Raw genomic sequence first — 20,880 nt, 5'->3', positions numbered from 1 at the left:
TGTAGTTGGGTTTTAGTTCCAGAATAAAATTACAAAAATTATTTTTTTCTTTACATAAGTTAATATAGATATATTGATTAAAAGCATTAAATATGTTATATTAGAATTACAAAGAGTAACCGCCACACAAGGTGGAAGCTCCCAGACAAAGCAAATGTCCTAACGGACACCGCCTATCCTGTTCGCAGCAGGGTAGGCTATTTTTTTAACTTATCTATGTAAGTCAGCAATGCCAAGATAAAGGTTGCAAATAAAAGCACGTCTGCAAATGAAAACATATCCGACACCACCTCCCATCTCGTTATGACGTAAAGACATAAAAGCTGGAAGGTTCCACCCTGTATTCGGTTACTCCTGGTAGCATATTACCATACATTCCCAAAGCACACAACATTTATTTGATTCTTGCTATTTGATGGGGACAAATGTCTTTTTAGTACTTCAAGACGAAAACCTCCTGTAATCTCCCATCAGCTACAATAGCATGATCCGGCTGTGATCGGTACAAAGTACCGACCCTTTCCCCCATAACAACCCTTAAAAGACTCCTTCCGTTCGTCCCCATGACGAACGGAAGGAGTCTCAATCTGTTATCCCATTCAACACTAATGTTGAAAGCCTGGGGCTCTACATCATGTTGAACCCTACTTCAGGTTCGCCATCAAAGGCAAACGGGGGGGGCATAAAATAAGCGCCCGACCTGTGAAATCTGCAGATCGGAAGAAAGGGGTATTCATTAAGTGAAGCCCCTTTACAATGCAGCACTTCTTTCCTTCCTGGCCTGTTGCGACCGTCGCAACTCCTCAAACCACCGTTTATGCTCTTCCACGCGCTCCACCAATTCTTCCCTTACAATGACCGCTCGTTCCGTGGAACTGGTCCAGGTCCGGTTAAACCGATCCACACTATTCCCAACAAGCCCCATGCTATAGATGCGATCTTCTTCCGGTAAAAACTGCCTTAACCTTTTTGAGTTTTTGGGCTTTCGCAGCTCCCTCATGGCCTGGGCTTCATCTTGACGGATCGCTTCACAGGAAACGCCGTATGCTCTCCCGACCGCTCTCATGCTCATGTCGTCCTGATACCGCTTCCGGATCACTTCTGGCTGCCGACCATGTAAGCTGTCCACACATTCCCATAGTACAGACTTAAGCTGCTCATGCTGCAGCCGATCAAGCGCATCCCCTTCCATATCCTCCCCGTAAGCTATGCCCTCAATCACAGTGAGCCCTTCCTCCTCATATCCCTTCACAGGCGCGTCCTGCGGCTTTCCTTTCAGAGTCAGGCACGTTTACGGCAGTATAAGCGGCTTTATGATTCCTTCATGAAAGAATATGGACGGGAGCCATCAGAAGCCGAGACAGCCGCCCACATGGGCTTAAGTATAGATCAGGTTAGAGATATCCATAAAAACGTCTGTATAGCGAATATGGGAAGCTTGGGCCGAAGGAGCTTAAACGAATATTGGACAGGCTCCGGCCAGAGGTTAAAAGTCTGAAGGTTGCCAGGAACCAGGAAGAGCAGTTTAAAAAGGCATATATTGAAGTAAAGGAATGAGAGGGAGCACCTGGGAAATGAACCGACCCCCAAAAGTTAGACCTAGAATCTAACGATTGGAGGTCGGTTTTATTATGTCAAAATACAGTTTTGAATTTAAAAAACAGGTGGTTGATGCATATCTACAAGGAAAAGGTGGATATACGTTTCTAGCTGAGAAGTTTGGAGTTACGAATAGGCGTCAAGTTTTAAATTGGGTTCATTATTACGAGAAATTTGGTGATGAAGGACTATTTCGTTCTAGAAAAAATGAGAGTTATTCTTTTGAATATAAGCTTCGTGTGGTAGAGTTATACTTATCAAGTGAAGTTTCATATCAAGAGCTGGCTCTTTCTGAAGGAATTAACAATAATGCATTAATTGCAAAGTGGGTAAATGATTACAGAATTGCCGGTCCTGATGCTTTGAGACCAAAGAAGAAGGGACGTAAGAAATCATTGGATTTATTTAGAAGAAAACAAGATATTCAGCCTACTGAGATTACTCCAGTTGATACTAGTGCTGAACATGTAAAGCAACTTGAGGACGAACTTCTAAAACTTAGGATTGAGAATGCTTATTTAAAAGAACTGAGGAGGCTGCGTTTAGAGGAGGAAGCTCTTCTGAAAGAAAAGCGAGAATCGTCTACAGCCTCCGAGGAGAATACAGACTAAAAGACATTCTCGCAGTTATTGGATTTCCAAAAGCAACTTATATGTATTGGCAAAAAAGATTTGATAGAGAAAATCCTAATCAGGAACTTGAAGATAAAATTTTAGAAATTCATAAAAATAACAAAGATTATGGATACCGTCGTATGTATGGAGAACTTCGTAATCAAGGATTTACGGTTAACAAGAAGAAAGTACAGAGAATTATGCAAAAGCTTAATCTTCAGGTATTCTCCTTTACCAGAAAGAGCCGTAAATACAGTTCTTACAAAGGGAAAGTTGGAACTGTAGCACCCAATAGAATCAGGAGACGATTTAAAACTTCTATACCTCATCAGAAGATTACGACAGATACTACTGAGTTTAAATACTATGAAGTCGATTGCAAGGGACATATGGCAATGCATAAGCTGTACCTGGATCCATTTATGGATATGTGTAATGGTGAAATCTTAAGTTTTGCTATTGATAAACATCCATTGGCTGTTAATGTAATGAATGCATTAAATGAAGCAATAAAAATAACATCTGATTGCCCATATCGCAGAACCTTTCATTCAGATCAAGGCTGGGCTTACCAAATGAAAGCATACTCTCATCGCCTCAGAGAAGAACGAATCTTTCAGAGTATGTCACGAAAAGGGAACTGTTACGACAATTCTGTTATGGAGAACTTTTTCGGACTTTTAAAACAAGAAATTTATTATGGTGTTGTGTATTATAGTTTCGAAGAACTAAAAAGTGAAATAGAAAAATTTATCAAGTATTACAATGAGAAACGAATTAAAGAGAAACTAGGATGGATGAGTCCTGTGCAATACAGACTCAGCCTCTTGGCAGCATAAAAGAAAAAGGCGAAGCGGAAAAATCCACCTCGCCATAAAGTCTAACTTTTAGGGGTCACCTCAAAACTGGGTGCTTTTCTTTTGGATAATTATGGTATATGATTATATAAAAATAAACAAGGAACAAATACTAATGAATGATATTTTAGACGAAATTAGATATCAATATTATAATAGGACTATGCTTAAATCAAAAATTTGCTTAATGGTAGGAGCAATTTCACTTGCTATTTACTGCTTTAATAGGAGTGATCGAAGTTTTCATATAGCTATTCTTGCTTTAGCAATCCTAATAGTTTTACCTATATATTTTTCAACGGTGGAAAAGAGAATCAGAAATAATGACATATATGATATAGCCCGTAGGATTTGTAAAATTAATGATGATAGAGACCAAAGATATAAAATATTAATAACAGTGTTAAATACGTATGAATTAGATAAGTTGAAAGCACTTCACTTAAAGTTAAAATCTGGTCAAGGGAAAAGTTTAATTGATAGCTTGAATGGAAGCATAGGCACATTTTTAGCAGGTATGGCTCTATTAGTATCGCTGATACCAGATAATGCAAAACAGGAGGATTTTTATGATTTTAAAGTTTTTATATTATTTTGTCTTTTTGTGGTAGGAGTAATATATCTTATAGTAGTTTTTTTACATGATAATCCTGACGAATATATTCTTCATTGTATTGAAGAGGTTTTAGAAAATAATTAATTACTCCATAAAGATAATATATGGAACGATTTTATAGCATTAAACCAGGGGACAGGCTATTCCATTTCTATCCCGAATGGCTCCGCTATCAGATGGTTTCTATTTGCAAAATTTCAGGAGTAAAATTCATACGGATACATGATATTCGTCATAGCCATGTTTCCATGCTCATAGATTTGGGATTTTCTCCACACCTTATAGCGGAGCGGAGCGGTGACACGATAGACATGGTAAATAATGTATATGGACACTTATATTCAAATCGCCACATCGAAGTTGCAGAGAAATTACAGGAAATAGTATCATATTAGTATCACGCGATAAATACAAACCGATAAATCCCAGTAATTAGATAGGATACCCGTATTTTTGCATATAAACCTTAAATTTATATAAATTTTTTCACATAGTAATTGCCTTTTTGCTATAATATATAGTATAGTTATGTTGAGGAAGTATGTAAAAAATATTCACCATTTTAAAAAGAACAGGAAGTGATCCTATGAAGATAGAACGTATCAATGAAAATCAGATCCGTTGTACGCTTACCAGCTTTGATTTAAGCGTCCGAAACCTTAATTTAGGCGAACTTGCCTACGGCAGTGAAAAAGCCCGCAACCTGTTCCGCGAGATGATTCAAAAAGCCTCTAACGAAGTGGGATTTGAAGCTGAAGACATTCCTCTCATGGTAGAAGCAATTCCGTTATCCAACGAAAGCGTGATGTTAGTAATCACTAAAATTGATGACCCGGAAGAATTAGATACAAGGTTTGCAAAATTTTCACCAACAACAGACGAGGATTTAGATTCCATGCCTGCAGATCTGGCTAGTGAGCTTTTAGAAGGTGCTGATGGTCTGTTAAATCTGTTGGGAATAGACAAAAAAGAAGAGCCGGAAGAAGAGAAACCAAAAGAACAATCAACCGCTTCCTCAGTAAGAATCTACTGTTTTCAGAGTCTGGATCAAATTTCTGATGCTGCAAAGATCATCGGACAGGTTTATGATGGCAGGAATACTTTATATAAAAAACCAAATACCAGACAGTATTATCTGGTAATACGTAACACACCTGAGAAGTCTCTGGACTTCAGCCGGGTATGCAATCTACTTGCAGAGTACGGATCCAAGATTCATCAGGATTACGCCTCCGAAGCGTACTACAAGGAACATTACGAGGTCCTGGTTGAGGGGAATGCCCTTCAGTCACTTGCACAACTTTAATCCGTTCCTTTGTTCATAGTACTTCATCACAAGCCAAAATGAGGTTCGACCCGCCATGGGTCGAACCTCATTTTTAAATTTCCCCCTCATCAAGAAAATAAGTAGCAATTAAATCTAATGTTGCATCTGTCTCTCTGCAGGGTGTTAAAATCCAATTATGGAACATGCCAGCTCCTTTTTTATAAATCAGCTCGGTTCCCTTAAAACTGCCCGCCTTTTCTGCAAGTAAATCACAATCCGGGGTCATAATATCTTCCGTTCCAGAAAATATCAGAATTTTACCCAGATTGTCCCAGTCTCCGTAGATAGGAGAAACAAAGGGATGATCGGAAGCCAGGGAGCCCCGGTAACGGATTCCCGTTTGTTTTAACATTTCTACCGGAAGGAGAACATCTGCCTTTTTCGCTATCTTAATCAATGGATTATCCAGAGTGATATCTAGCCACGGCGAAATTACCACAGTTTTAACCGGAAGTGGTAAATTCTTATTATCCCGAAGCTCCTGTAAAAAGGAAAGTGCCAAACCGCCTCCTGAAAAATCTCCCCAAAAAAAGAATTGATCTTCCCTATACTCCTTAATGAGACGGCTGTAAACATGAAGCAGATATTGGTGTACTTCTAAAGCTGTATATTCCGGTGACAGCGGACAGAAGGGAATCGTGACCTTCATCTGATGGGATAGAGCAAAATATTCTGATAGCTCCAGATAACGGCTGGAAGGTTCCAGGGAATATGCACCGCCCGGCAGCATTAATATATGCTTTTGGCTGGTATAGCTGCCGTTGATCGTGACTCCCTTAAAGCCATCCACACTCCACTCCTTCACCTGGATCTTTTTATTATAATGATCCCGGTCAATGACATTGCCGCCTCGTTTCGGAGCCAGAAGCTCCGCTTCCATCTTTTTTTCTGCATTACCAAATCCTGCTAAAAATTTTGTCATTCGTATCTTCAGGCTCACGGCTGTCGTTCTCCTTCCGCTTAAAACTCATCAAGCCTTGCAGGCTTTGTTTAATTGCCTTAACTCATGAACGATAAACTGACTGACCACTATTGCTGAAATGATATCTGCGGCAGGCCCAGCATACAAAATCCCGGAAAGGCCAAATTGAAGAGGCAGAATTAAAATCAGCGGTATTAATAATAAAAGCTGGCGAAGCATGGACAAAATAGATGCTTTTAAAGGCTGTCCCGTTGACTGGAAATAGCTTGTGCTGACAACCTGAAAGCCTGCTGCAAATATTCCCAGCATGTATATCCTTAAGCACCGCTCAGCAAACATGCTAAACTGAGGATCCTCAGTTCCGAACAGACTTAAAATGGCTCCCGGAAAGAGCTGACAGATCAGCCAGCCGAACACTGCCACACTGGTTGCTGCAGCTGCAGCAACCACAAATGTTTTTCTCACCCGCTTTGGTTGGTTTGCACCTTTATTAAACCCAAAGATAGGCTGTGACCCAATTCCGATTCCAAGGCAGATGGAGACTAAAATCATACCGATCTTATTAACAATTCCCATGGCGCTAAGAGCCACATCGCCGCCAACAGCCGTCTGATTACCATAATACACCAGAGAATTATTCATGACAACCTGTAATATAGTTGATGCAATCTGTGTAATACCGCTGGAGATTCCAAGTGGAAGTGCCAGACGGCATATTTGCGGATCAACACGCAGGATGCTTTTGCGATAACGCATGTTTTTGCCTTTTTTCACAAAATACATGACTAAAACAACCGCTGAAATGATCTGGGAAGTAATGGTTGCAATGGCTGCTCCTGTAACGCCCCAGTGGAAAACAAAAATATAAACTGGATCCAGAATTGTATTTAAAAATGCGCCGGCCAGCATGGCATACATAGCGACAGACGGACTGCCATCAGTTCTTGCCATGTTGCTAAGTACTACCCCAAGCATATTAAACGGAGTACCTATTAACATAATGGAGGTATACTCTCTGGCATAAACCATGGTATTATCCGTTGCACCAAAAAGCCTTAACATTGGATCCAGAAATATAAAACCAGCAGCCACTACAATAGCACTTGCTACCAGAGTAAGAATGGTTACAGTACCAAGAGTTCGTTCTGCTTCTTCTTCCTTCTTTTCACCAAGCTTAATGGCGGCATAAGCACTTCCTCCCGCTCCGAGGAGGGTTGAAACTGCTAAAATGATAGTGACAATGGGAAATGAAATGGTAGTCGCAGCATTTCCCAAATAACCGATTCCCTGTCCAATAAATATCTGATCTACGATGTTGTAAACTGAGTTTACCAGCATGGCGATAATCGCAGGAAGAGCAAACTGCATCAGCAGATGTCCGATTGGTTTATAGCCCAGGGGATTTCCCCCCTGATTTATCTTGTTGTGTTCCATAAATTATGTCATTCCTTTCCTTTTTGCCTGCTATTAAAGCGATGTGCATTATCCGCCATGCGGATGAGCAGCCGTTCTGCTTCTATGCGCTCTGCGCCTGTAAGTCCTTCTAAGATTATTTCTGCCCATTCATCTACACACTCCTGGGTCTTTTCTACAACCGGATTCGCCTGGTCAGTTAAATAGATTCTCCGTATCCGCTTGTCCTCTTCTTCCGTTTCCGTCCGCACATAGCCTTCTTCTTCCAGCTTTTTTACTGCCCGTGTGGCTGTCGCCTTATCATAATTTCCGTTTAATGCCAGTTCATGAAGATTCATGCCTGGATGATTAAAAATCTGCAATAAAAAAAACTGTTGTCCACAGCCTATCTGAAAAGAAGATAATCGGTTTGCGTAAAACATATTATTCAGCCTTTGGAGGATGGAAATATATTTTCCGATATCTCTGTGTTTATCCAATTCATTCACCTCCTGGTGTTTAAACACGTATATACAAAATAATTCAAAAACAGCATATCACAAAATAGTTGCACTCGCAACTATTTTATTTTGGCAAAATAATAATTGGAAAAGAGAAAAGGATCAGCTTTAAAGACCGATCCTTTTCTCTTATACTATTTCTCTTAATTTTTAAAGATCTGGCAGGTCCTGGCGCAGGCAGCTTCTGTTGCTGCACACCCTCCCAGTGCCGTTTCTCTTAATTCAAATGGAATAGAACGTCCAACCGTCATCATGGTATCCACCATCTGGTCAAATGGTATTAGCTGCCGGATCCCGGACAGGGCCATTTCCGCACAGACCAGGGCATTGGAAGCGCCGATTACATTACGGCTCTGACAGGGGCATTCCACCAGTCCTGCTACCGGATCACAGACTAAACCAAGCAAATTAACAAGTGCAGCCGAGGCTGCATCCATACATTGCTGTGGAGTTCCGCCCATAATTTCGGTTGCTGCTGCTGCCGCCATGGCAGAGGCTGCACCCACTTCAGCCTGACAGCCAGCCTGAGCACCCGCTACGGAAGCATTCCTCATAATCAGATACCCGATGGCACTTGCTGTAAAAAGACCGGATATGATCTGCTCATCATCAAGGGAAAACTCCTCCTCCAAAGCCAGTAAAAGGCCGGGAAGGACTCCGGAGCTTCCGGCTGTTGGCGCTGCCACGATCAGACCCATGGAAGCATTCACCTCAAGAACCGCAAGAGAATAAGTAATTGCTTTGGAAAGCATACTTCCACAAATGGATTTTCCCTGACGTCTTCTGTCCCTTACCTTTTTTGCCTCTCCCCCGATAAGGCCTCCAATGGAGGGAACCGGTTCGTCTAATGGCTTATGACAGGCTTCTTTCATGATTCGATAAGCTTCCTTCATTCGCCCCATTATTTCTTCCGAAGAGGCGCCATATTCACTGATTTCACGTTGAATCATGATATCGGAAATCGGGCAGTTGTTCTCTTCGCACAATTGCAGTAATTCTTGTCCTGAAATAAAATCCATAGCTCCTCCTAAACCTGAATCAGCATTACATCTTCAACTTTTTCATGTTCCCGCAGTTTTTCAAGCAGCTCCTGGGGAATCTCTTCATCTGATTCCACTACAGAATAGGCAGTAGCCCCTTTCTTTTCCCGGTACAAACGCATAAATGCAATGTTTACATTTCTTTCACTTAAGCAGGTAGCGATATAGGCCACCATCCCGGGATAGTCCAAATGCCGGATTACCAGAGTGGAGTACTCTCCTGTAAAATCAACATCGACACCATTGATTTTAACAATTTTTACCTTACCGCCGCCGATAGAAACTCCTCTTACGGACATAAAAGCCCCATCTGTGCCGGTTAAATGGATCTCAACGGTATTCGGATGAACTTCCGTTTCTTTTTCATTGGTAACAAAAGAATATATAAGTCCCTGTTCTTCTGCCAGTTGAAAAGAATTCTTAATTCTCAAATCGTGAGTTTCAAATCCCAGCATTCCTCCCAGCAGGGCACGGTCTGTACCGTGCCCCTTGTAAGTCCTGGCAAAGGAACCGTATAATACGAATTCAACCTCTTTCACAGTGCCAGGAAACAGTTTTTTTACCAGAAGTGCGATGGCTACGGCTCCTGCCGTATGGGAGCTAGACGGTCCAACCATATTGGGACCGATCACATCAAATATACTGATTGACGGCATATTAATTGCTCCTTTCAAAGCGTGTAATTCTACTTGTCTTTTTTAATGTATTTGCGGTAGTATGATTCTACCAGTGCACTAATTGCATTATCACCGGATACATTGCATGCAGTTCCAAAGCTGTCCTGTGCAATATACATCGCCTGTAAAAGGCTGGCAATATCTCCCACTGCCGGAATTCCCACGATAGGGAAAAATGGAGTGGCTATAAAGATGGAACCGCCCGGAGCTCCCGGAGATGCAACTAACGCAACTCCCAGAACGCAGATAAATGGAAACAGTGTAAGGAAACCATGAGGCATTCCGTAGATTAATAAAGTTGCTGTCACGCAGCAGGTAATGGTAATCATGGAACCTGCCATATGAATATTGGCACATAACGGAACTACGAAGTTACGGATTTCCTCGGAAATTCCGTTGCTTTCCGCACATTTAATATTAACCGGAATGGTAGCAGCTGAAGACTGGGTACCGATAGCCGTTAAATATCCTGGAATCTGATTCTTCATCATGGTAATAGGATTACGTTTTGTTACGGTTCCTGCAAATGTAAATGCAATTAAAAGGTAAAGAAGATGCAGAATTATAACAACAAGGAATACCTTCCAAAGTACGGACATAATTGCAAATGTAGTTCCCTGATAAGTCATCTTTGCAAAAGTACCGCAGATATACATAGGAAGAAGCGGAATTATGATGCGGTTTAATACCTTCGTTATAATTTCAGATAAATCTTTAAATACATTATAAAGCGTGTCTCCAATTTCTTTTCCTCTCATTGTACTGATTGATACACCCAGAACGAATGCCAATACAACTGCTGCCGTAGTCTCAAGCAGAGGAGTGATGGTCAGGGAGAAATACCCTTCTATGGCCCTGTCACTGGCAGCGGCAACTTTGGAAACCACTTCCTCATTTACAAAAGTTGGGAAAAAGCTGCTGGCTACTAAATATGCAGCACTTCCTGCAATCAGCGTAGATGCATAGGATATTCCCGCTGTAAACGCTAAAAGCTTACCTGCCCCCTGTGACAAATCTGCAATACCCATAGTTACAAATGCAACAACCATCAGCGGAATGATAAACATTAAAAACTGTTTAAATAAATCTGCTGCTGTAATTAAAATGGAGATGACAAAGCTTGGAGAATACAGTCCCAACAGAATTCCGATGATGATGGCAATGATTAATTTGGGTACAAGTCCAAGTTTCTTTTTACTTTTTTCCATTTCAATACCTCCCTTTCATTGGTGAATAAAATATTTTTTACTTCTCTTCGTATCAGTGTAATTTATTTTATCATAAAAATTTAATAAATGCAATATTTTTGTGTGATACGGCAAAAAATAAAATGTCCTGCATTATTTTTTGTTTATTTTAACAAACAATGCAGGACATTTCTCTAATCTTTATGATACCCCGAATAAATTTTGCTCATTTTTCTTTATCCGTAACAACTCCGGCATTTCTAATATGCATGTATACGGTATTCTTAGAAATGTCCAGATACTCCGCAACTTTAACCACCGCATCCTTTAAAGTAAAAACCCCCTGCTGGCACAGTATATTGATAATCTCTTTATTTTTAAGAGAAGGCAGAATCTGGTCGTCCTCCATCACCTCGTTACGCACCTCCGAAACCTTACTGTAAATCAGTTCGTCCAGATTACTGGCAAATGTCTCAGTCTTTACCTGGGCACGGGATGTAATGTCCGGTATAAATCCGGATAGAATCTCAGAAAAATTAGTATTTAAATAGAAATTGATGCAAAGAAGACCGATAATCCGGCTCTCCTCTCCCCTCACTACAATTGTGGTTGATTTTAAGGGTTCTCCCTTCTTATTCTTTGTAAAATAAGAGATAGAACCTTTTTCTCCTTCTTTTTTAATCTGCTCCAGCATCTGGAGTGCCAGATCCGTAATAGGCATCCCCTCTGTCCGACCGGTGTGGTGGCCATTTATGATTTTAATTACCGAATGCTCCGTATCTTCCAGACTGTGTAACACCATCTCATAACCACTGCCCAGATAATCCGCCAGCCCTTCCAGTAAAACCTTATAGGAATCAAGTATAATCCGATCAATCAACGTCAAATGCACATTATAATCCTTCATTGAAACCCTCCTCTTTTCAGTTATATGAGGAAACACCCATAATTTTTATAGAATTATAGCATGCGCTGAAATATTTTTCAACATTTTCACTAGATTACAGATAAAATAATGTAAAATATTACATTAATAAAGTCCGAACCAATGGGATCCGGACTTTATATTTAAATATTTTTTACTCATATTATTTTTTCATTCATAAAGAAAAGGAGGGAAGCAAAATCACCTGTTTCCTTAAAGAAACGGTTTCTGTTTATGGGAAGTCCCGCATGCATCAGCTCACTTCCATAATACTCCCCAGTATCGCCTTCAACAGTCACCTGATAAAGCACATCTTCACCAAGTCCGGCAAATTTTAATCTAAGCCATCCTGCATTGGCCGGGTTTAAGGTCTGATAATAAGCGGCAATTGCCTGTTTCTGGTCCTCAGATACTACCATCCAAGCAGTATCATTTCCCTCAAACGGACTTTTCAGCCGGTAAAAGGTACCCTGGTGCAAAAGTTTCCGATTCTTTTTATAAATATCAATCTGCTCTTTTACCAGCTGTACTTCTTCCTCACTTAAATGATTTAAATCGAGCTCATATCCAAAGGCACCAAAGAAAGCTGCATTTCCCCTGGTTTTCAAAGGTGTAATCCGGTGAATCTGGTGATTGGGAACAGCTGATATATGAGCTCCAATACTGGACACAGGGTAAACCATGCTGGTTCCATACTGAATTTTCAACCGGTCAATGGCATCTGTATTATCACTGCACCACGCCTGAGGTGCGTAATAAAGCAATCCCGGATCAAATCTGGCTCCTCCGCTGGCACATGACTCAAACAAAATCTGTGGAAAATCATGAATTAAGCGGCTGTAAAGATCATAAACTCCAAGAATGTATTTATGCATCACCATTCCCTGCTCATCCTTACCTGCGCCCCGTGAAAAGCATTCTGTAATATAACGGTTCATATCCCATTTGATATAAGATATTTTTGCGCCTTCTATCACATCTTTTAACATCTGGTAAACGGAATCCACAATTTCACTTCTGGAAAAATCCAGGACATGCTGCTGTCTGCTGGGTGTTTCATAACGCCCTGGAGCGGATATAATCCAGTCTGGATGGGCCTCATAGAATCTGCTGTTTTTATTGACCATCTCAGGTTCAATCCATAAACCAAACTTAAGCCCCATGGCTTCGATCTTCTCTGACAACCCGGATATGCCTCCCGGCAGCTTTTCCTTATTGACATACCAGTCCCCCAGACTGCGGTCGTCGTCGCTGCGGTCGCCAAACCAGCCGTCATCAAGCACAAACAGCTCCACCCCTGTTTCCTTTGCTTTTCTTGCAATGGAAAGAATCTTCTCTTCGTTGAAATTCATATAGGTGGCTTCCCAGTTATTTAAAAGCACGGGCCGTTCCCGGTCTCTCCAGTATCCTCTGGCAAGTCTGGTTCTGTAAAGTCTGTGGTATACCTGGCTCATGTAAGACAGTCCCTGATCGCTGTATACCATAACAAGCTCCGGTGTCTGAAATGATTCCCCTGTTTTTAAAGGCCATTCAAAAGTATCCGGATGAATTCCTATTAAAACCCTGGTTGTATCATGGGAGCAGACCTCTGCCTGGGCAAGAAAGCTTCCGCTGTAGACCAGACTGAATCCGTAAACTGTTCCGCTTTCTTCTGTGGCGGTCTTTTCTGCCAGTGCCAGAAAGGGATTATGTTCCGCGCTGCTGATTCCCCGCATGCTGTAGACAGACTGAATTCCCTGTTCCAGCGGCCGCCTCTTTACATACCGCTCCCTGGACCAGGCACCTGATAAATGAATCATATCATAGTTTGATTCCGGTAAATCAACTGCTGCACTCATGGCATTTAAAAGCACAATTTCCTCAGTTCCGTTATGTGTAAAACAGGCATTTCTTGTTATCACCGGACGTTCTTCATATATGGTATAAGTGAGGATTAAATCTGTATCAATAAGATCATCGTGAAGCCGGATTGTTAACGTGCATGCTTCTGAATCATCTTCCGTATAGGTTGAGGGAAGAGGTTCAATGGAAGGCTTGCCGTTGCAAATGTTATGGTCAGCATAAGTAAAGTTTGTAGTCCTGCTGCCGTTCTCCTGCTTTACACGGTACGCACCGTACCGGTAATCTCCGGTTCCATATGCCGGATACTCCTGTTTTGTATACTGCAGGCATAAATTGACGGGATAAGGGCAGCTGATTGCAGCATGAGGCCGCTCACCTGTTTCAAAAAGATACTCAAATGACTCCCGATCCCTGATTCGTTTCCCATAATACAGGTTGCCCAGCTGGCCGTTTCCCATTATCTGAATGATATAACTGACAGACTGGTTATACAGATGAAACTCTTTTGCTTGTTGATGATAAATGATTGGCATAGTGTAAACTCCTTTATAATTTTCCTCCTGATGTTGCAATTCCTTCAATAAACTGTTTCTGGAAAATCAGGTAAATGATAACCATGGGAATGCAGGCGAGCAAAGAAGCTGCCATAAGTTCCGGATAGTTGGTCACAAACTGACCCTGCAGCTTTGCAAGTGCTGCAGATAGCGGCATGGTATTTTGTTCTGTATTGACGACCAAAGGCCACATCAGTTCCTTAAAAGCAAACAATGCGGTGAAAATTCCAAGTGCTACCATAGATGATTTGGTAAGCGGTGCCATTACATACAAGAATGCCTGACCAATGTTGCAGCCGTCAAGTCTCGCCGCCTCCTCTAACGATGCAGGAAGCCCCATATAAGCCTGACGAAGCAGAAAGGTTCCAAACGCTGTAACCAGTCCCGGGAAGAGGAGACCAAAGGAGGTATTTAACAAGCCCAGCCTGCCTACCATCAGATATTGTGGAATAATAAATATCTGGGATGGAACCATCATCTGGAATAATACCAGGGAAAACGCAAGATTCTTTCCTTTGAAATGAAGTCTTCCAAAGGCATATCCTGCCATGGTAGCTGTAAGCACAGCACAGACTACACGTTCTATAATAAGAACCAGTGTATTATAGTACAGCCTTAAAAAATTCATTTTACTCATTACAGATAAAAATGCATCTTTTCTCCAGACAGAAGGAAAGATGATAAATGGATTCATCTGCGTCGCTTCAGACGCTGATTTAAAAGCCGTAAGAATCATCCATAAGAAAGGAACCAGCATAACAACAGAACCCACTGCAAGCACAAAGTATTGCAGTACTGACTTAAATCTTCTATTCTTATCCATCATTCTCCCCCTTAGTTGTAATTAACCCACTTCTTCTGGCAAAGAAGCTGGATTACTGTAATGAGCATGATTACTAATAGCAGCAGCATGACAATAGCGGAACCATATCCTTTGTTTCCCTCAACAAAGGAGTATTTATAGAAAAGATAAACCAGAGACTGGGTTTTTACCAGTGCCGGATTGGATTTTTCCATCATCATATAGATACTGTCAAATACCTGCATGGCTCCAATTACTCTGGTCACAGTCACGAAAAACATGGTGGGGGAAATCAGGGGAAGGGTGATATAGAAAAACTGTTTCACACCTCCGGCTCCGTCGATTTCCGCTGCTTCATAATAATCTCTTGGAATCTCCTGAAGACCGGCAAAAAACAGAACCATGTTGTATCCGATCACCGACCAGATTCCCACGATAGCTACGGAAATATAAGCGATTCCAGGATCTGAAATCCAGTTCACAGAGGAAAGTCCGATTCGATTTAAAAGGTGGTTAATCAAACCAAATTCTGAATTATAAAGCCATCTCCAGACCATGGCTACTGCTGCAGGAGCAGCGACCATAGGCAGAAAATAAATAGTCCTCCAGATTGAACGGCCTTTTATTTTACCATTCAGTATAACAGCAAGCACCAGCGCGATGGCAATGGAAAATGGCACTTCAACAAGCGCATACTTAAAGGTATTCCAAAGAGCCTGCCAGACTGTACCGTCCTGTAAAAGCTTGCTGTAATTACCAAGCCCTATGAATACATTTCCCTTACCAAAGGCTCCAGTTTTAAAGAAACTCTGATAGATTGTCTGAAAGATTGGTATAATATTCAAAATTATGAGGCCTGTCATGGTAGGCAGCAGAAACAGCCAGCCCCACAAAAATTCACTTTTTTCCCGTCTTGATACCGTTTTTTCTCTGTTCATGCAGTCCCTCCGCAAATTCGTTAAAAGGGGAGGCATCCGTTATATCTGCCTCCCCGACCATACCTATTCTTCCGCCAGCATGGCATTCATTTCCTTATCAATATCCTTGCAGACATCTTCTACACTCTTCTTTCCAGTCCATGCATCAATCAGTTTTTCATGAATCATGTTGGTCCATGCAACCGTTGATTTGGAGTATGGACGAATAACCAGATCATCCATCATATCCAGATATGCCTGTAAATTAAAGCTGGGGTATGCCTTAACCCAGTTAGCCGTGGTCCCCTGATAAGCAGAAATTACGATTCCAAGGTCAGACTGTTTCTGCTGAGCTTCTTTGGAACCCATGTATTCAATCAGTTTCCAGGCCTCTTCCGGCATGGAGGTATTAGCAGATGCTGCCCAGCCAAGACCATTATAGATCGACGCACGTCTTCCTGTGGTTTTATCCTTTGGAAGAACTGCAATATCACAGTTTGCTTTTACGTAATCATTGTTGCAAAGTTCTGAAAGCATCCAGGAACCCTGGGTAATCATCGCTACCTTGCCTGCTTCAAATAATGCTTCTTCCTTATTCTCTGCAATTACCTCATAAGGAGGTGCATACCCTTCTTTCATAAGGTCGGTAAGGAATGTCAGAGCCTTTATGGTTCCCGGCTGTGTAAATCCGGAAGACTTTTTGTCCTCGCTGATTACGTAGCCACCCATATCGTAAACCGGGTTGCACCAGCCTGCCTGATCGTTGGTGGGATTAATTGCAAACCCATACTGGCTGCCATCTGCCTTGGTAAGCTTTTTCGCTGCATCTGCAAAATCATCCCAGGTCCAGTCCTTGCTTGGGTATGAGATTCCAGCTGCATCAAACATGGTTTTATTGTACCAGAGAGCGATTGTGTCTATGTCTTTTGGTACTGCATACTGCTTGGTGCCCTGCCAGTTATAGATGTTTACAATTTCTTTTGGGAATTTATCCATCTCAAGGGTTTTACTTGCTTTGATCCGGTCTGTTAAGTCCAAAAGCATCTCATATTCTGAGTACCGTGCGATTTCATTGGAATGCATCCAGAATACATCAGGAAGGGAACCTCCCGTAGCACCCGCTTCCAGCATGGTCCAGTACTGATCCCATGGTGTTACCTGTATCTGTGTTTTAATTCCCGTTTCTTTTGTAAAATCAGCCATGATCTTTGTCAGACCTGGTTCCTGGTTTTTATCCCAGATCGCAACAGTAAGGGTACCGGAAGAGCCTGCTTTTTCCTTCTCTGTCTCTGCGGCACTTGATTCCTGCTTTGATTCCTGTTTCGTCTCCTGTGATGCTGCAGCTGTTGTCTGGCTACTGCTTTGCTGACCCGTACATCCAATCAGTGCGGTTGCTGCAATTACTGCCACTGCTGCTGGTAATCCCCATCTCCGTTTCATTCTGTTACCTCCCATAATTTGTCACTTTCAATAGTTACAAAAATTTTACCCAATACATTTTTGTTGCTTTTTGTTATTATAGACCTAATTATAATCTGTTCTTTGTTAATTTTACATAGATTAATGTGATTTTTATATGGCGTTTTGTTACATTCCTTCATCAGCCTCGTGAAACTGCTTCCTGTGTCGGAGCGGAGATTCTCCCTCTGCTTTTTGAAAACATCTGCAGAAAACCGAGGCATCGTGGAAACCACAGGAAAGGGCTGTTTCGGTTATACTTAATGAGGTATCCTCTAAAAGCCTTTTTGCCTCAAAGACCCGGTACTGGGTCAGATAGCGTTTGGGTGATACCCCTTTGTGTTTCATAAAAATACGGTAAAGATAAGTCCGGTCAATGCCAATAAATCTTGCTACATCCGCAATCTGTATGGGATAACTGTAATTATGCCGGATATAAGTTTCTGCCTGCTCAAGATAACTTTTTTCAAATAGATCTGACTCTTTTGTATTACCTGGAAACCGGGAAAACAAAAGATAAAGATACCCCCTCAGCTCGTCCATGTTATGAGCTGTTCCGTAAAAAGATTTTACAAGTGCCAGTATAATTTCCCTCCACTGGTTTCCATCTGTAAAACGATAGCAGTATCCTGATTCCTCTTTGCGGTATTCATAAACCAGACGTTCTGCCTCATTTCCGGAAAATGCCACCCAGGCATATTCCCAGGGATCTTTGTCATCTGCCTGATAATACGTTACTTCCTGGGGCTTAATTAAGAAAGCTTCCCCCGTTGAAAGCCTGTATTGTTTGTCAGCAACGCGATAAATCCCCTTTCCTTTCAATATGACATGAAGGAGGTAGTGCTTACGGACGGCAGGTCCGAAAAAATGACCGGGTGCACATTTTTCCCGACCGCAGTAATAGATGGTCAGTTCCCTTGGTGATTGATTCATTCTAAAACCTCCATGCAACAAAACGACAATTTTTAGAAACAAACTTCCTATCTTTTTATCTAGTGTGATTATACAATAACCTTAATAGACAGACAAGAAAAACAAGGAGGAGAAACGATGATTAAAATAACTTTTATGGGAGCTGGAAGTACGATATTTGCAAGGAATGTCCTGGGTGACTGCATGTGTACACCAGCACTGCGGGATGCCGAAATTGCCTTGTATGATATTGATCCCGTAAGGCTTATGGACTCACAGCTTATTTTAAGTGCAATCAACAAAAATGTGAATGAGGGCAGGGCAGATATTCACACCTATTTAGGACCGGAAAACAGAAAAGACGCTTTGTCTGGTGCTACCTTCGTGGTAAATGCAATCCAGGTTGGCGGATATGATCCATGCACCATTACTGACTTTGAAATACCGGAAAAATACGGCCTGCGCCAGACCATTGCAGACACTTTGGGAATCGGCGGGATCATGCGGGGATTAAGGACGATTCCGGTTATGGAGGATTTTGCCAGAGATATGGAGGAGGTCTGTCCCAATGCCTGGTTCTTAAACTATACCAATCCCATGGCAATCCTGACTGGTTTTATGCAGCGGTATACCTCAGTTAAAACCATTGGTTTGTGTCACAGTGTACAGGTCTGTTCGGAAAATCTGTTAAAAGAACTGGATATGGAAGACCGCCTGGAGGGGCGGACCGAGCTGATTGCCGGAATTAATCATATGGCCTGGCTTTTAAATATTCATGACAGGAACGGGGAGGATCTCTATCCGGCCATCCGGCAGAAGGCTTTTGAGATGAATCAGGCTGGCGGCCACAAGGATATGGTACGCTTTGAATACATACGAAATCTGGGGTATTATTGCACCGAATCCAGCGAACACAATGCAGAGTATAATTCCCTGTTTATTAAATCCCGCTACCCACAGCTGATTGAAGAATTTAATATTCCTTTAAATGAATATCCCAGACGTTGCATCAAGCAGATTAATGAATGGGAAGAAGAGAAAAAATCCATTTTAAATAACGGAGCCATTACTCATACACGTTCTCTGGAGTATGCTTCCTATATTATGGAGGCGATTATAACCAATCAGCCTTATAAAATCGGCGGAAATGTTTTAAATCAGGGGCTGATTGAAAATCTTCCATCTGATGCATGTGTGGAAGTTCCCTGCCTGGTGGATGGAAGCGGTATTACTCCCTGCCATGTTGGCCGTCTTCCAGTCCAGCTGGCTGCCATGAATATGACAAATATTAATCCTCAGTTGATCACCGTGGAGGCTGCAAGAACTAGAAGCAGGGAAATGATTTACCAGGCTGCCATGCTGGATCCCCATACCAGCGCTGAACTTAGTATCCGGGATATCCGGGCTATGGTTGATGAACTGATTGATGCACACGGTGACTACATGAGTATGTACCGATGACATTTCTTCCACAAATAAGATTTGCATGTGAAATCTGCTTCCTGTATAATAGATATGAATAATCAGTATCCGATTGAGGGGGCATAGCATTGACTGAAAAACAGACGAGTTATAAAAGTGTGGCGGGATTCCGTTGTTTAAGAAACATCAAGCGACAAACCAATGATTTGTATCTGGTTCACTGCGGCATTCAGCAGTGTCCTCCCGGATATACCTACAATCATAAGATTCCAAACGAATATCACCTTCACTTTGTTTTAGGGGGAGCGGGTGTTCTGGAGACGGGAGGCACTCATTATGAGCTGGCGGCTGATGATATATTTCTGATCCCAAAAGGACAGCCGATTCAATATCATGCCGACTATGAAAACCCATGGGAGTATATGTGGATCACTTTTGACGGTACCATGGCAGAAGCCTATTTAGGTTATGCAGGTTTGTTAAACGATCATTGTGCCATCCATTCCCAGATCCCCAACCGGTGCTATCTTCCCATGATACAGAAGATGCTGGATACCAACCAGCTGACCTTTGCCAATGAAATTAAGCGTGTGGGATATCTGTATGAGATTCTGTCCACGCTGATTGACACACAAAGCAGCCTGCGTACAAGCAGGAATCAGTATGACTATTCCATTGATACTTATGTGGATTATGCCCTTCAGTATATTAAGATGAACTATGATCGTATTAAAGTTCAGGATATTGCAGATTATATCGGAATTAACCGCTCTTATTTAACATCAATTTTTAAAAAGAAGCTGGAAGTCTCTCCTCAGGAGTACTTAATGAGATTCCGTTTAAACATTGCTGCCCAGGAACTTGCCGGCACCTGCAGATCCATACAGGAAATTGCCACCAGCATCGGTTACGATAATCCACTGACCTTTTCAAAGATATTCAAACAGGAATATGGTGTGAGTCCCAGACATTACCGGGAAGAGAAAAAAGATATAAAATGTGAAAAATAAGGAGGCAGATCCAGGGATCGCCTCCTTTTACTCTATCTGTCTGCTATGACTTCATTAATCTGAGAAACCAGAACATCACAGTCAATTCCATGAACCTGACAAGCTTCCTCTAAAGACTCTCCCTGAGATGCCGGGCAGCCAAGACAATGCATACCTGCACGCATAAGCATCGGTGCAATATTGTCATCCATATCAAGTAATGCTCCGATCAGCATATTTTTATCAATCTGCATCTTGTATCCCTCCTTATTAAATTGTACATACTGTTTTTATAATATAATACTTT

The 20,880-nt window shown here is 41.8% G+C and carries 20 protein-coding genes; 6 read left to right on the top strand and 14 right to left on the bottom strand.

The window, feature by feature from the left end; translation table 11 throughout:
- Nucleotides 1-751: 751 nt before the first annotated feature.
- The gene (locus ACOAOT_RS23140; RefSeq protein ID WP_420219096.1) at nt 752-1,252 is read right to left on the bottom strand and encodes a sigma factor-like helix-turn-helix DNA-binding protein; all 501 of its coding nucleotides are present in this window, start codon (nt 1,250-1,252) and stop codon (nt 752-754) included.
- On the opposite strand from ACOAOT_RS23140, the gene ACOAOT_RS23135 reads away from it, so the two are divergent.
- From ACOAOT_RS23135 to ACOAOT_RS23120, 4 genes are all read left to right on the top strand, one after another.
- The gene (locus tag ACOAOT_RS23135) at nt 1,160-1,498 is read left to right on the top strand and encodes a sigma-70 domain-containing protein (RefSeq protein WP_420219095.1); all 339 of its coding nucleotides are present in this window, start codon (nt 1,160-1,162) and stop codon (nt 1,496-1,498) included. The two genes, ACOAOT_RS23140 and ACOAOT_RS23135, sit on opposite strands and share 93 nt — an antisense overlap.
- A gap of 133 nt (nt 1,499-1,631) precedes the next feature.
- Nucleotides 1,632-3,052 (top strand): IS3 family transposase gene (locus ACOAOT_RS23130; RefSeq protein WP_420215795.1). Its coding sequence is split into 2 segments (ribosomal slippage): nt 1,632-2,118 and nt 2,118-3,052, totalling 1,422 coding nucleotides; the frame shifts between segments, so codons are not numbered across the junction.
- Nucleotides 3,053-3,185: 133 nt separating this feature from the next.
- On the top strand, nt 3,186-3,770 hold the full coding sequence (locus tag ACOAOT_RS23125) for a hypothetical protein (protein ID WP_420219094.1): 585 nt from the start codon (nt 3,186-3,188) through the stop codon (nt 3,768-3,770).
- A 502-nt stretch (nt 3,771-4,272) separates the two neighbouring features.
- Complete coding sequence (locus ACOAOT_RS23120) at nt 4,273-4,992, top strand: adaptor protein MecA (RefSeq protein WP_349674361.1); 720 nt, start codon at nt 4,273-4,275, stop codon at nt 4,990-4,992.
- Nucleotides 4,993-5,065: 73 nt separating this feature from the next.
- Here ACOAOT_RS23120 and ACOAOT_RS23115 read toward each other — a convergent pair whose 3' ends face one another.
- From ACOAOT_RS23115 to ACOAOT_RS23060, 12 genes are all read right to left on the bottom strand, one after another.
- Nucleotides 5,066-5,953, bottom strand: a complete 888-nt coding sequence (locus ACOAOT_RS23115) for an alpha/beta hydrolase fold domain-containing protein (protein WP_420219093.1) — start codon at nt 5,951-5,953, stop codon at nt 5,066-5,068.
- Nucleotides 5,954-5,983: 30 nt separating this feature from the next.
- A complete protein-coding gene (locus tag ACOAOT_RS23110; RefSeq protein ID WP_420219092.1) occupies nt 5,984-7,369 on the bottom strand; it encodes an MATE family efflux transporter in 1,386 nt (461 codons plus the stop codon).
- Nucleotides 7,370-7,377: 8 nt separating this feature from the next.
- Nucleotides 7,378-7,836 (bottom strand): MarR family winged helix-turn-helix transcriptional regulator, encoded by a 459-nt coding sequence (locus ACOAOT_RS23105; RefSeq protein ID WP_420219091.1) that lies wholly within the window; start codon nt 7,834-7,836, stop codon nt 7,378-7,380.
- A gap of 155 nt (nt 7,837-7,991) precedes the next feature.
- A complete protein-coding gene (gene sdaAA / locus ACOAOT_RS23100; protein ID WP_420219090.1) occupies nt 7,992-8,867 on the bottom strand; it encodes an L-serine ammonia-lyase, iron-sulfur-dependent, subunit alpha in 876 nt (291 codons plus the stop codon).
- An 8-nt stretch (nt 8,868-8,875) separates the two neighbouring features.
- Nucleotides 8,876-9,544: an L-serine ammonia-lyase, iron-sulfur-dependent subunit beta gene (sdaAB, locus tag ACOAOT_RS23095; protein WP_170822479.1), complete on the bottom strand. Its 669-nt coding sequence runs from the start codon at nt 9,542-9,544 to the stop codon at nt 8,876-8,878.
- A 29-nt stretch (nt 9,545-9,573) separates the two neighbouring features.
- A complete protein-coding gene (locus ACOAOT_RS23090; protein WP_420219089.1) occupies nt 9,574-10,773 on the bottom strand; it encodes a dicarboxylate/amino acid:cation symporter in 1,200 nt (399 codons plus the stop codon).
- A gap of 205 nt (nt 10,774-10,978) precedes the next feature.
- A complete protein-coding gene (locus ACOAOT_RS23085; RefSeq protein ID WP_420219088.1) occupies nt 10,979-11,659 on the bottom strand; it encodes a helix-turn-helix transcriptional regulator in 681 nt (226 codons plus the stop codon).
- Between the two features lie 176 nt (nt 11,660-11,835).
- A complete protein-coding gene (locus tag ACOAOT_RS23080; protein ID WP_420219087.1) occupies nt 11,836-14,052 on the bottom strand; it encodes an alpha-galactosidase in 2,217 nt (738 codons plus the stop codon).
- Between the two features lie 13 nt (nt 14,053-14,065).
- Nucleotides 14,066-14,896 carry a carbohydrate ABC transporter permease gene (locus tag ACOAOT_RS23075; RefSeq protein ID WP_420219086.1) on the bottom strand — a complete coding sequence of 277 codons (831 nt, stop codon included), beginning with the start codon at nt 14,894-14,896 and terminating at the stop codon, nt 14,066-14,068.
- Between the two features lie 11 nt (nt 14,897-14,907).
- Nucleotides 14,908-15,813 carry a carbohydrate ABC transporter permease gene (locus ACOAOT_RS23070; RefSeq protein ID WP_420219085.1) on the bottom strand — a complete coding sequence of 302 codons (906 nt, stop codon included), beginning with the start codon at nt 15,811-15,813 and terminating at the stop codon, nt 14,908-14,910.
- 63 nt (nt 15,814-15,876) lie between these two features.
- Nucleotides 15,877-17,232, bottom strand: coding sequence for an ABC transporter substrate-binding protein (locus tag ACOAOT_RS23065; RefSeq protein ID WP_420219084.1), 1,356 nt, complete (start codon nt 17,230-17,232; stop codon nt 15,877-15,879).
- A gap of 147 nt (nt 17,233-17,379) precedes the next feature.
- Nucleotides 17,380-18,183: an AraC family transcriptional regulator gene (locus ACOAOT_RS23060; protein WP_420219083.1), complete on the bottom strand. Its 804-nt coding sequence runs from the start codon at nt 18,181-18,183 to the stop codon at nt 17,380-17,382.
- A 117-nt stretch (nt 18,184-18,300) separates the two neighbouring features.
- Here ACOAOT_RS23060 and ACOAOT_RS23055 point away from each other — a divergent pair, with 117 nt between their 5' ends.
- Both ACOAOT_RS23055 and ACOAOT_RS23050 read left to right on the top strand, forming a co-directional pair.
- Complete coding sequence (locus ACOAOT_RS23055) at nt 18,301-19,623, top strand: alpha-glucosidase/alpha-galactosidase (protein ID WP_420219082.1); 1,323 nt, start codon at nt 18,301-18,303, stop codon at nt 19,621-19,623.
- Nucleotides 19,624-19,712: 89 nt separating this feature from the next.
- Complete coding sequence (locus ACOAOT_RS23050; protein ID WP_420219081.1) at nt 19,713-20,594, top strand: AraC family transcriptional regulator; 882 nt, start codon at nt 19,713-19,715, stop codon at nt 20,592-20,594.
- Nucleotides 20,595-20,626: 32 nt separating this feature from the next.
- On the opposite strand, the gene ACOAOT_RS23045 is transcribed toward ACOAOT_RS23050, so the two are convergent.
- A complete protein-coding gene (locus ACOAOT_RS23045; RefSeq protein WP_420219080.1) occupies nt 20,627-20,827 on the bottom strand; it encodes a DUF1858 domain-containing protein in 201 nt (66 codons plus the stop codon).
- Nucleotides 20,828-20,880 lie beyond the last annotated feature (53 nt).

Origin of the sequence: Lacrimispora struthionigena (assembly GCF_048627165.1) — a bacterium.
In the GTDB taxonomy this organism is placed as follows: domain Bacteria; phylum Bacillota; class Clostridia; order Lachnospirales; family Lachnospiraceae; genus Lacrimispora.
The sequence above is the reverse complement of the archived record's forward strand: the minus strand, read 5'-3'. Positions and strand labels throughout refer to the sequence as shown.

Coding starts and splice junctions, on each gene's coding strand:
- ACOAOT_RS23135 (WP_420219095.1), top strand. CDS start 1,160: ATGCTGCAGCCGATCAAGCGCATCCCCTTCCATATCCTCCCCGTAAGC.
- ACOAOT_RS23125 (WP_420219094.1), top strand. CDS start 3,186: ATGAATGATATTTTAGACGAAATTAGATATCAATATTATAATAGGACT.
- ACOAOT_RS23120 (WP_349674361.1), top strand. CDS start 4,273: ATGAAGATAGAACGTATCAATGAAAATCAGATCCGTTGTACGCTTACC.
- ACOAOT_RS23110 (WP_420219092.1), bottom strand. CDS start 7,369: ATGGAACACAACAAGATAAATCAGGGGGGAAATCCCCTGGGCTATAAA.
- sdaAA (WP_420219090.1), bottom strand. CDS start 8,867: ATGGATTTTATTTCAGGACAAGAATTACTGCAATTGTGCGAAGAGAAC.
- sdaAB (WP_170822479.1), bottom strand. CDS start 9,544: ATGCCGTCAATCAGTATATTTGATGTGATCGGTCCCAATATGGTTGGA.
- ACOAOT_RS23090 (WP_420219089.1), bottom strand. CDS start 10,773: ATGGAAAAAAGTAAAAAGAAACTTGGACTTGTACCCAAATTAATCATT.
- ACOAOT_RS23085 (WP_420219088.1), bottom strand. CDS start 11,659: ATGAAGGATTATAATGTGCATTTGACGTTGATTGATCGGATTATACTT.
- ACOAOT_RS23080 (WP_420219087.1), bottom strand. CDS start 14,052: ATGCCAATCATTTATCATCAACAAGCAAAAGAGTTTCATCTGTATAAC.
- ACOAOT_RS23075 (WP_420219086.1), bottom strand. CDS start 14,896: ATGGATAAGAATAGAAGATTTAAGTCAGTACTGCAATACTTTGTGCTT.
- ACOAOT_RS23070 (WP_420219085.1), bottom strand. CDS start 15,813: ATGAACAGAGAAAAAACGGTATCAAGACGGGAAAAAAGTGAATTTTTG.
- ACOAOT_RS23065 (WP_420219084.1), bottom strand. CDS start 17,232: ATGAAACGGAGATGGGGATTACCAGCAGCAGTGGCAGTAATTGCAGCA.
- ACOAOT_RS23060 (WP_420219083.1), bottom strand. CDS start 18,183: ATGAATCAATCACCAAGGGAACTGACCATCTATTACTGCGGTCGGGAA.
- ACOAOT_RS23055 (WP_420219082.1), top strand. CDS start 18,301: ATGATTAAAATAACTTTTATGGGAGCTGGAAGTACGATATTTGCAAGG.
- ACOAOT_RS23045 (WP_420219080.1), bottom strand. CDS start 20,827: ATGCAGATTGATAAAAATATGCTGATCGGAGCATTACTTGATATGGAT.